The sequence below is a fragment of the Citricoccus sp. CH26A genome (assembly GCF_000224415.1).
In the GTDB taxonomy this organism is placed as follows: Bacteria; Actinomycetota; Actinomycetes; order Actinomycetales; family Micrococcaceae; genus Citricoccus.
On record NZ_AFXQ01000042.1, the window covers coordinates 1 to 10,938 of the forward strand.

Here is a 10,938-nt window from a genome sequence, read left to right on the forward strand (position 1 = left end):
TGATCAGCTCGGAGGTGCCGCCGGCGTTGTGGGCCCGCACCGCGAACTGAGCCGTGGTGCCCTGGTCGACCGCGAAGCGTCCGGAGGTCTGCTTGGATGCGTCCAGCCATGACACCGTGGTCCACGCCCCGTAGTCCGACGTCCCCGCCGGAGCCGATCGGCGCATCACCTCGTACCGATCCACCCTCGCCGGACGGGTCCACCAGACCGATAACTGGCCGTTCGACCACTGCTGCTTGCTGGGTCTCACGTTCCCCGGCGCCTGGACGGACACGTGGGTGTGGGTGGCGACGGTGATCAGCTCGGAGGTGCCGCCGGCATTGTGGGCGCGCACCGCGAAGTGGGCGGTGGTCCCGGGCTCCACGTCGAAGATTCCGGAGGTGTACTTCGAAGCGTCGATCCACTTGACCGTGGTCCACGCCCCGTAGTCACTCGTGCCTGCCGGTGCCGTGCGGCGCATGACCTCATACTGGTCGACCACCCCGGCGGGGCGCGTCCACCACACGGACAACCTTCCCCGGCTCCACTGCTGCTTCTCGGCGCGGACCTCACCCGGTGGGGGTGTCGAGGGGACGTCGCCGTGCTGGTCCACCGCGGCCTTCACCGCGGCGTCGACCTTCCGCCGGATCGTGGGGATCTGGGCGTCCAGGTAGCGGCCCGGGCAGGCCGTGAAGTTCGTGACCTTGTGGCCCAGGATCGTCGGGACCGTCACCGTGGTGCCGGAGGACCATCGGGCCGTCCCCTTGCCGCTCTGGGTGAGCCGGGTCGTTCCCTTCGGGTCGACGTCATAGCGGTAGGCCTGCCAGGCGAGCACGCGCTCGATGGCCGTCACCATGGCGGCAGGGGCGGCCACCACGTCGTAGTTGCCCATGGCGGAGACGCCGATGGTGTCCGTGTTGAAACCACCCGCCTGGGCGCCCGGCACCGGCGCGTCGATGGAACCGCGGCGGCCCTGGTAGATGGTGCCGAACTTGTCCACGAGGAACTGGTAGCCGATGTCACCCCACTGGAGGTTGACGGCGTGGTAGGTGAAGATGCCACGGATCTGGGCGTAGGCGCCGGCCTTGGTGTAGTTGTTCGAGCCGGCGGTGTGGTGGATGTACAGCGCCTTGAGCCGGGTGGACGGTCGGCCCCAGTCCTGGACAACGGACTCGTTGGCACCCCACTGGGCGCGCGTGACGATGGCGGGCTTCAGCACGTCGGCGGAGGTGGCCACCGTCTGGCCCGTGGCGGTGCCGGTGATCAGGCCGTCCTGCTGGTGCATCGCAGGGACGAACTCGGCGGTGGAGGACGCGGTGGCGGACGCGTGGTCCGCGGTGGGCTCCCCGGTCTCCGGCGCACCGGCCGGTGCCGGGTTGAGCTTGCCGTCGGTGTCGGCCACGCCCGGGTTGATGATGTCGACCTGCAGCCCCTTCGGGACCTCGCCACTGACCGTGGAGACGCGGGCCTGGACGGCGTCGGCACCGGTGGAGACCAGCGGTTCGGTGCCGGTGCGGTCCGCACCGGGGCGCTCATCGCCGTCGTGGATCTCCAGGCTGGACCAGTCCGTCCAGGTGCCGTCCTCGCGCACGCGCACGGAGACCTCGGTGACCTCGTCGGCGTCCTGCACCTCCCAGGTCACGCCGGCCACGATGAAGTCGATGGTCTCGGCCGGGGCGGTCAGCGCGGCGACCTGCTCGGTGTCCTCGGCGGGCAGGGCGGTGCCGGCCAGCTCCCGGGCCTCGGGAGCGGTCTCGGCATCGGTCTCGGCCGTGGCCTTGGCGGCGATCCCCTCCGGGACCGGGACGACATCCCGTTCCTGCCCCGTCGGCCGTCCCTTCCCCGGCGCGGCCTTGACCGCGGAGGCCAGGGAGACCACGGATGCCTGCGAGACCCTCGCGGACCGCGTCCCCGCCGCCTGCGGGGTGGGCTGCCCGGACTCGGCGGCGACGCTGGGCTCGACACTGGGCTCGACACTGGGTCCCGCGCTGGGCCCGACGGTCGGCTCGGCGCTGGGCTCGGGGGCCGGCGTGCCGCTCGTCCTCGCCGACGGATCGGCGCTGGGCATGGCGTCCTGATCGGCGGGCTGCAGTGCCTCGGGGTCGATGCCGTCGACGGCGAGGGTCTGCTGCTCCTCGCCCTTGACCTCGGAGGCGACCTGCTGGCCGACGGCGTTCCGGGCCGGGTCCGGCGCGGACGGCGGCACGATCGGGCTGGCGATCGCCGGGAAGGCAGTGGCGGCGGTCAGCGCCGCTGCCAGGGTGGTGACGGCGCAGGTGCGCAGGACAGGGCGAAGTGCCATGACGGATTCCCTCAGAAGTGATGCATGATGCGAGTGGGGCGCGTGTTAACGTCTGCGCCTCGCACAGGGTATCAAGCAACAGTTGCAATTACCCCCTGTCAGTCACAAATTCATCACTCTTCATGCAGTGTTCTTGTACCGGGCGGGCGTTTCTGAGGCAGCGAATCCGTCCAGATCAGCCTCATATGCCGACCGCGAGTCCGTCCGGTGCCCGGGGGTGCCGTGGCCCCGCCGCACGGTCGCGACCCCCACCGCGGGCCGAGGATGGCGGTCATTTTGCCCGTTGGGACCGTTATCCGTGATCTTCCCGTGACCTTTGGTCCGGAGGTCCGCCGAACCCCGGGACGATGGCCCCCGAAGGGGCCGTGCCGGGTCGCGTGCCGGCAGCACAGAAGGGGACCGGCCCGGGCGATGCCCGGACCGGTCCCCTTCTGTGCTCACCTCCGCCGGCGTGGCTCAGTGAGTGCGGGATGCCCCGGTGATCAGAAGTCCCAGTCCTCGTCCTCGGTGTTCTCGGCCTTGCCGATCACGTAGGAGGAGCCGGACCCGGAGAAGAAGTCGTGGTTCTCGTCCGCGTTCGGGGACAGCGCCGAGAGGATGGCCGGGTTCACGTCCGTGACGCTGGACGGGAACATGCCCTCGTAACCCAGGTTCATCAGGGCCTTGTTGGCGTTGTAATGCAGGAACTTCTTGGCGTCCTCGGCCAGGCCCACGGAGTCGTAGAGGTCGTGGGTGTACTGGACCTCGTTCTCGTACAGTTCGAACAACAGCTCGAAGGTGTAGTCCTTGAGTTCCTGCTGGCGCTCTGCGGACTGGGTCTCCAGGCCGCGCTGGTACTTGTACCCGATGTAGTAACCGTGCACCGCCTCATCCCGGATGATCAACCGGATCAGGTCCGCGGTGTTGGTGAGCTTGGCCCGGGAGGACCAGTACATCGGCAGGTAGAAGCCGGAATAGAACAGGAACGACTCCAGGATCGTGGAGGCGACCTTCTTCTTCAGCGGATCGTCACCGTGGTAGTAGTCCAGGATGATCCGGGCCTTCTTCTGCAGGTTCGCGTTCTCCTGCGACCAGCGGAACGCGTCGTCGATCTCCTTGGTGTTGGCCAGCGTGGAGAAGATCGAGGAGTAGCTCTTGGCGTGGACGGACTCCATGAACGCGATGTTCGTGTAGACCGCCTCCTCGTGGGTGGTCAGCGAGTCCGGGATGAGCGAGACCGCGCCGACGGTGCCCTGGATGGTGTCCAGCAGGGTCAGGCCGGTGAACACCCGCATGGTGAGGACCTTCTCGTCCTCGGTCAGCGTGGCCCAGGACTGGATGTCGTTGGACAGCGGCACCTTCTCGGGCAGCCAGAAGTTGGAGGTCAGGCGGTTCCAGACCTCGACGTCCTTGTCGTCCTGGATGCGGTTCCAGTTGATCGCCTCGACGGTCTCGAGGGTCTTGACAGCATCAGCCATCATCGTGGTGTCGTCCTCACTCAAGCGTTGGTGGTGGTGGTGGTCGGAGGTCGCCCGGCCCCTACAGCATGCAGGAGACGCAGCCCTCCACCTCGGTGCCTTCCAGCGCGAGCTGGCGCAGCCGGATGTAGTAGATGGTCTTGATGCCCTTGCGCCAGGCGTAGATCTGCGCCTTGTTCAGGTCACGGGTGGTGGCGGTGTCCTTGAAGAACAGCGTCAGGGACAGGCCCTGGTCCACGTGCTGGGTGGCCGCGGCGTAGGTGTCGATGACCTTCTCGTAGCCGATCTCGTAGGCATCGTCGTAGTACTCGAGGTTCTCGTTCGTCAGGTACGGCGCCGGGTAGTACACGCGGCCCAGCTTGCCCTCCTTGCGGATCTCGATCTTCGAGGCCACCGGGTGGATCGAGGAGGTCGAGTTGTTGATGTAGGAGATCGAACCGGTCGGCGGGACGGCCTGCAGGTTCTGGTTGAAGATGCCGTGCTCCATGACGGAGGCCTTCAGCGCGCGCCAGTCGTCCTGGGTGGGGATGGCCACCTCGGACTCCGCGAACAGCTGGGCGACCTTGCCGGTGGCCGGCACCCACTCCCGGTCGGTGTACTTGTCGAAGAACTCGCCCGAGGCGTACTTCGAGTCCTCGAACCCGCCGAAGCGCTGGCCGGTCTCGATGGAGATCCGGTTGGAGGCGCGCAGGGCGTGGAAGAGCACCGTGTAGAAGTAGATGTTCGTGAAGTCGATGCCCTCCTCGGATCCGTAGTGGACCCGCTCGCGGGCCAGGTAACCGTGCAGGTTCATCTGCCCCAGGCCGATGGCGTGCGAGGAGTCGTTGCCCTTGACGATGGAGGGCACGGACTCGATCTCGGACATGGTGGACACCGCCGTCAGGGCCCGGATGGCGGTCTCGATCGACTTGCCGAAGTCCGGGGAGTCCATGGTCTTGGCGATGTTCATGGAGCCGAGGTTGCAGGAGATGTCCTTGCCGACGTGGGCGTAGGACAGGTCCTCGTTGAACTCGGAGGCCTCGGAGACCTGCAGGATCTCGGAGCACAGGTTGGACATGGTGATCCGCCCCTTGATGGGGTTGGCGCGGTTCACCGTGTCCTCGAACACGACGTAGGGGTAGCCGGACTCGAACTGGATCTCGGCCAGGGTCTGGAAGAACTCCCGCGCGTTGATCTTGGTCTTCTTGATCCGCGCGTCGTCGACCATCTCGTAGTACTTCTCCGTCACCGAGATCTCGGAGAAGGGCTGGCCGTAGACGCGCTGCACGTCGTACGGGCTGAAGAGGTACATGTCCTCGTTCTTCTTGGCCAGCTCGAAGGTGATGTCCGGGATGACCACGCCGAGGGAGAGGGTCTTGATGCGGATCTTCTCGTCCGCGTTCTCCCGCTTGGTGTCGAGGAACCGGTAGATGTCCGGGTGGTGGGCGTGCAGGTAGACCGCACCGGCACCCTGGCGGGCACCGAGCTGGTTGGCGTAGGAGAAGGAGTCCTCCAGGAGCTTCATCACGGGGATGACGCCGGAGGACTGGTTCTCGATCTGCTTGATCGGCGCGCCGTGCTCACGGATGTTCGTCAGCGACAGGGCCACGCCACCGCCGCGCTTGGACAGCTGCAGGGAGGAGTTGATGCCGCGGGCGATCGACTCCATGTTGTCCTCGATGCGCAGCAGGAAGCAGGAGACGAGCTCACCGCGCTGGGCCTTGCCGGCGTTGAGGAAGGTGGGCGTGGCCGGCTGGAAGCGGCCGCCGATCATCTCGTCCACCAGGTCGGTGGCGAGCTGCTCCTCGCCCTGGGCCAGGTGCAGGGCGACCATGCACACGCGGTCCTCGTACCGCTCGAGGTAGCGGTTGCCGTCGAAGGTCTTCAGGGCGTACGAGGTGTAGAACTTGAAGGCGCCCAGGAAGGTGGGGAAGCGGAACTTCAGCTTGTAGGCGCGGTCCCACAGCGAGTGCTTGAACTCGGCGGAGTACTGGTCCAGCGTCGAGGGCTCGTAGTAGTCGTTGTCCACGAGGTAGGCCAGCTTCTCGTCCAGGTCGTGGAAGAAGACCGTGTTGTTGTTGACGTGCTGCAGGAAGTACTGCCGCGCGGCGGCGTGGTCGGCCTCGAACTGGATCTTCCCGTCCGGGCCGTACAGGTTCAGCATGGCGTTCAGCTCGTGGTAGCCGAGGTTCTGCCAGGCCGCCGGCAGCTGCTTGGCCGACCTGATCATGTCCTGTTCGGTGACTGTCATGCCCAAAAACCTTCCAATCCTTCACGCACGGCCGTGACGTCCTCCGGCGTGCCCATGAGTTCGAATCTGTACATCAGGGGGACTCCGCACTTGCGGGAGATGATGTCCCCGGCGAGGCAGTACGCCTCGTAGAAGTTCGTGTTCCCCCCGGCGATCACGCCCTGGAGGAGGTCCCTGTTCGCCTTGACGTTCAGGAACTTGATGACCTGCTTCGGCACGGCCCCCTTGCCGTCTCCCCCGCCGTAGGTGGGGACGACCAGCACGAAGGGCCGGGTGGCCAGCAGGGTGGGGTCCCGGGTCATCAGCGGGAGCCGCGCGGTCTCCCCCTCGCCGAAGCCCAGCTTGGTCACGAAGCGGTGCGTGTAGCCGGAGGCGGAGGAGAAGTAGACCAGCCGGGCATCCGTGGGACGCGGGTCCTGGGGATCCGCGGTACCCACCGGCCTGCTCTCGCTGACCGCGCTCGTCATGGTGTCTCCTTCGGGCCTCAGGCCACCGAGGAGGCGAGGGCGGAGGCCAGCTCCTCGATCTTGTCCGGGCGGAAGCCGGACCAGTGGTCGTCACCGGTCATCACGACGGGTGCCTGCATGTACCCGAGGGCGCGCACGCGCTCCAGGGCATCGGCATCCTGGGACATGTCCACGGTCTCGTAGGCGATGCCCTTCTTGTCCAGGGCGCGGTAGGTGGCGTTGCACTGGACGCATGCCGGCTTGGAGTAGACGGTGACGGTCATGATGTTCCCCTGTCTTCGGTGACCGCCTCCGGCAGGGCCGGAGCGACGGGCATACATGGATGGAATTCTGCGAATCTGCGTGATTCTGGATGTCTGTGGAGCCTGGTGCGGCCGCCTGGGCGCTGCACCGAAGTCATGACTTAGATACTACATCTAGTGGTCGTCGATCGCACCAACCACAACATCATGGCTTGGGGCCGCGTCCCTGGTTTCCCCAGCCGGTCCACAGCCCGTGTGGATGAGCCTGCGGTGGAGGCACGCGCCCAGATCGGCGGAATCACGCCGATCGGCGGTGACCGAGGGCCGTTGCTCCACAGGATGTGGACAGTGCGCGCCCTCGTTGTGCACAGTCGGATGGCCCGGAAAAGGGGTCCGGATCACCCTCCACCACGGCGTGTCGCCGTGGTGTCACCCACGAGGGGGGCCGTCCTACCCGCTCGGCCGCCGGCGTCCTAGTGCCCGGTGAACGCCTCCGCCAGCCACCAGGCGCCGCCGTCGGAGGCGATCCGGGCGTCGATCACCAGCGGGACGGACCGGGGCCCGGCCACCCAGGCCCGCACCGCGTCCAGGTCCGCCGCGCACGTGACCGTCACGCCCTCGGCTCCGTGGCCGCGGGCGATCGCGGCGATGTCCGTGACCGGGAACGTCACCGGCTCGTAGTCGAAGGGTTCGCCCTCGAAATGGTGCACCTCGGCGCCGTAGGCGGCGTCGTTGTAGACGATCACCACCATCGGCAGCGCCAGCCGCACCGCGGTCTCCAGTTCGGCGATCGCCATCAGGAACCCGCCGTCCCCGGTGCCCAGCACCGGCAACCGGTCCGGCCGGGCCACGGCCGCACCGATCGCCGTGGCCAGTCCCAGGCCGATGGACTGGAAGGCCTGGGTGAAGCAGAAGCCGAACTCGTCCGGGACCCCCAGGTACGCACTCGGATAGCCCATGAAGTTGCCGGAGTCGACGGACACCAGCCGCGCCGCGGGCAGGATCGCGTCCAGCTCGCGGGACAGCACCCGTGGGTCGATCAGTCCGCCCGTGGACAGGTCCTCGGTCTCGACCTGGCCCCAGCGGGCCTCGGCGGCGATCCGGTCGGCCATCCCGGGGGTCCGGTAGCCCGCCGACTGGTGGCCCCCGCCGGACTGGCCGGCCCCGGCCATCGACGCGATCCCACCGCCGGTCTCCCGCAGCGCCTCGAGCACCGCGGCCGCGGTCTCGGCGCAGTCTCCCAGCACCCCGAGGTCGATCGGCCGGTGCGCACCCAGTGAGGCGTCCTCCACGTCCACCTGGGCCACCGTCGCATCGGACCCGATCAGCCGTCCGTGGCGCATCGTCCACATGTTCAGCGCGCAGCCCCAACCGATGAGCAGGTCGGCCCCGGCGATCATCTCCGCCGTGAACGGGGAGGAGAACCCCCCGGAGATCCCCAGGTTGTAGGGGTTGCCCTCGAACAGCCCGTGCGCGACGGCGGAGGTCGCCAGCAGCGCGCCGGTCGCCTCGGCGAGGGCCGAGATCTGCGGTCCGGCCCCGCGGCCGCCCCGGCCCGCGATGAAGACCGGGCGCTGGGCGGCGCGGATGAGCCCTGCCAGGTCCTCGACGGCGGCGGCACCCGGCCGGACGGGGACACGGGGAGGCAACGGGCCGACGTCGTGCCCGGCGTCCGGCGCGCCCTGGGCCGGCTGGGACTGGACGTCCGTGGGCAGGGACAGCACCACGGTGCGCCTCTCGTTCACGGCCGTGCGGTAAGCACGGACCGTGTCCGCCACGGCGCTGGCCGGGGAATGGACCCGCTCGGGGACCGCGCCGACACTGCGGGCGAGCTCGTCCTGGTCGATCCTGAAGTTGGAGCGCACGGCCGGACCGGCGGCGTCGGCGGTCAGCACGATCATCGGGGTGCGGGACTTGGCGGCCTCGCCGATCCCGGTCACCGCGTTCGTCAGGCCGCAGCCCTGGTGGGTGGAGACGATCCCGACGCGTCCGGACATCCGGCCGTAGGCGTCGGCCATGGTGGCCGCACCGCCCTCGTGCCGGGCGGCGGTGAAGGGCACCCCGGACCGGCGCAGGGCGTTGGTCACCGCGAAGTTGCCGGAGCCGACCACCCCGAAGACGTGCCCGGCCCCGAGGGCCGCCAGTGCCTGTCCGACGACGTCCGCCACGGTTCGGGTCATGTTTCCTCCATTGCTCTGGTCCGGTCCCCCGTCGTGATGTTATGTCCTCATGACCGCCGACACTCCCCGATCCCCCGCTCCTGCCGACGCCCTCGACGGGCTGCTCGCGGCCCTGGCCACCGGGTCGGTGGAGATCGTGGACCTCACGAACCGGCTGAGCAGCACCACCCCCACCCTGGAGCTGCCCGAGCCGTTCGCGAACCTCATCGACTTCTCCCTGGAGACCGTCAGCGCCTACGACGAGCCCGGCCCGTTCTGGCGGCACGCCAACATCCACACCGGTGAGCACATCGGCACGCACATCGACGCCCCGATCCACTGGATCTCCGGCCGGGACAGCCACGACGTGGCGGACATCCCGCTGCCCCGGCTGATCGGCCCCGCCGTGGTGCTGGACTTCTCCGCCGAGGCCGCCGCCGATCCCGACTTCCTGCTCGAGGTGGAGCACGTGCGGGCCTGGGAGGCCGAGCACGGCCCCCTGCCCGCGGGCGGATGGGTGCTGTACCGCACCGGCTGGGACCGGTACGCACAGGACCGGGCCGCGTTCCTCAACGCCGATGAGACCGGATCCCACACCCCCGGGCTCTCCGCGGCCTGTGCCGAATGGCTGGCGGGCACGGACATCGCCGGCTTCGGGGTGGAGACGGTGGGGATCGACGCCGGCAACGCCGCCGCGCTCGAACCGCCCTTCCCCGTGCACTATCACCTCATGGGCTCGGACAAGTACGGGATCACCTCGTTGCAGAACCTCTCCCGGTTGCCGGCCCGCGGGGCCGTGGTGGTCGTGGCGCCCCTGCCGATCGTGGGCGGCAGCGGCAGCCCCTCCCGAGTGCTGGCCCTGGTCCCGCGTGAGGCGTAGGACGCCGGCTGCCCCGCGGAGCCGCGGGGTCGCCTACGTGCTCTGCGTCGCGCTCGGGCTGCTCGGTGCGCACCGCTTCTACCTGGGGCATCCCGGCCCCGGGGCCGCCTACGCGGTGCTCACCGTGGTGGGGCTGGCGAGTGCGTCGTGGGGCATCGGGTTCCTCTTCGGCGCCCTGGTGCTCCTGCTCGTGCTGATCGACCTGTTCCGGATCCCCGGATACGTGCGCGCGGCCAACGGGCAGTACTGGACGGACTAGCTGCACCTAGCCCGCGACGGTGAAATCGGCGAGGTCCGCCTCGATCGCCTCCCGCGCCCGCCTCGCCTCGTCGACCAGTCCGGTCTCGAGGGCGTGGCGGTACCGCTGGTGCGGCACCGCCACGCTCAGCCCGGCGACGGCGGCGCCCGCCCCGTCGCGGATGGCCATGCCCACGGCGCAGATGCCCTCCTCCGTGCCCTCGTCGTTCGAGGCGAAGCCGCGGTGGCGCACGGCCTCCAGTTCGGTGGCGAGCTTGGCGTGGGCGCGCGCATCGAAGGCGGTCCCGTCCTGTTCGGCCCGGCGCCGGTACGCCCGCTCGACGTCGGCCGGGTCCATCGCGGCCAGCATCGCCTTGCCGGCGGAGACCCCGGCCGCGGGCAGCACGACGCCCTGCCGGTCCCCCACCCGCACCGGGCGGTGCCCCTCGACGGAGGCCATGAACCTCGCCTCGGTGCCCGCCAGCACCAGCAGGTTGGTGGTCTCACCGGTGGCCTGGGCCAGGTCCTCGAGGTGGGGGTGGGCCCGCCGCCGGACCTCGACCGTCCAGGACACCCCGGCCGGCGGCAAACCCATGGCCGGTCCCGGCACGTAACGGCGGGAGGCGTCCTGCACCGCGTACCCCCGGTAGACCAGCATCGCCATGAGCCGGTGGGCGGTGGACACCGAGACGCCGAGCAGTCGAGCGGCCACGCTCAGGCGCACCCTGCCGTAGTCGCGCACCATCTCCATCAGCGCCAGCGCGTGGTCGACGGACTCGACGGGGTAGTTCGGTTTCTGCCGCAGCGGCGTATTCTTCTGCACAGCAGATCATTCTGGCATTTGAAGCGTCATCTACCTCACAGTGGAACCTATGATCCAGCCCACTCCTGACACTTCACGCCTCGCGCGGGGCGGAAGGACGTCTCCCACCGCTCCTCGCACCCCCGGCACGTTGACGCGCCGCCAGGCGACCATCGCCGTGCT

Annotated in this window: 9 protein-coding genes; 2 read left to right on the forward strand and 7 right to left on the reverse strand. The window is 68.9% G+C overall.

Translation table 11 applies throughout. The annotated features are described in order from the left end of the window. From CITRI_RS18620 to CITRI_RS0115305, 6 genes are all read right to left on the reverse strand, one after another. On the reverse strand, positions 1-2,281 hold a 2,281-nt coding region (locus tag CITRI_RS18620; protein ID WP_010145808.1), incomplete at its 3' end, for an N-acetylmuramoyl-L-alanine amidase. Between the two features lie 482 nt (positions 2,282-2,763). Next, positions 2,764-3,738, reverse strand: coding sequence for a class 1b ribonucleoside-diphosphate reductase subunit beta (gene nrdF / locus CITRI_RS0115285; protein WP_029139402.1), 975 nt, complete (start codon positions 3,736-3,738; stop codon positions 2,764-2,766). A gap of 61 nt (positions 3,739-3,799) precedes the next feature. Beyond that, the gene (gene nrdE, locus CITRI_RS0115290) at positions 3,800-5,968 is read right to left on the reverse strand and encodes a class 1b ribonucleoside-diphosphate reductase subunit alpha (RefSeq protein ID WP_010145810.1); all 2,169 of its coding nucleotides are present in this window, start codon (positions 5,966-5,968) and stop codon (positions 3,800-3,802) included. Then, positions 5,965-6,435 (reverse strand): class Ib ribonucleoside-diphosphate reductase assembly flavoprotein NrdI, encoded by a 471-nt coding sequence (nrdI, locus tag CITRI_RS0115295; protein ID WP_010145811.1) that lies wholly within the window; start codon positions 6,433-6,435, stop codon positions 5,965-5,967. Before nrdI ends, nrdE begins: the two co-directional genes overlap by 4 nt. A gap of 17 nt (positions 6,436-6,452) precedes the next feature. Further along, the gene (gene nrdH / locus CITRI_RS0115300; RefSeq protein ID WP_010145812.1) at positions 6,453-6,698 is read right to left on the reverse strand and encodes a glutaredoxin-like protein NrdH; all 246 of its coding nucleotides are present in this window, start codon (positions 6,696-6,698) and stop codon (positions 6,453-6,455) included. Between the two features lie 452 nt (positions 6,699-7,150). Beyond that, positions 7,151-8,857, reverse strand: coding sequence for a thiamine pyrophosphate-binding protein (locus CITRI_RS0115305; RefSeq protein WP_010145813.1), 1,707 nt, complete (start codon positions 8,855-8,857; stop codon positions 7,151-7,153). 49 nt (positions 8,858-8,906) lie between these two features. On the opposite strand from CITRI_RS0115305, the gene CITRI_RS0115310 reads away from it, so the two are divergent. Next, complete coding sequence (locus tag CITRI_RS0115310) at positions 8,907-9,716, forward strand: cyclase family protein (RefSeq protein WP_010145814.1); 810 nt, start codon at positions 8,907-8,909, stop codon at positions 9,714-9,716. Further along, positions 9,706-9,975, forward strand: a complete 270-nt coding sequence (locus tag CITRI_RS0115315) for a TM2 domain-containing protein (RefSeq protein ID WP_029139403.1) — start codon at positions 9,706-9,708, stop codon at positions 9,973-9,975. The genes CITRI_RS0115310 and CITRI_RS0115315 overlap by 11 nt, the downstream gene beginning before the upstream one ends. A gap of 6 nt (positions 9,976-9,981) precedes the next feature. Here CITRI_RS0115315 and CITRI_RS0115320 read toward each other — a convergent pair whose 3' ends face one another. Continuing rightward, positions 9,982-10,776 (reverse strand): IclR family transcriptional regulator, encoded by a 795-nt coding sequence (locus tag CITRI_RS0115320; RefSeq protein WP_010145816.1) that lies wholly within the window; start codon positions 10,774-10,776, stop codon positions 9,982-9,984. Positions 10,777-10,938 lie beyond the last annotated feature (162 nt).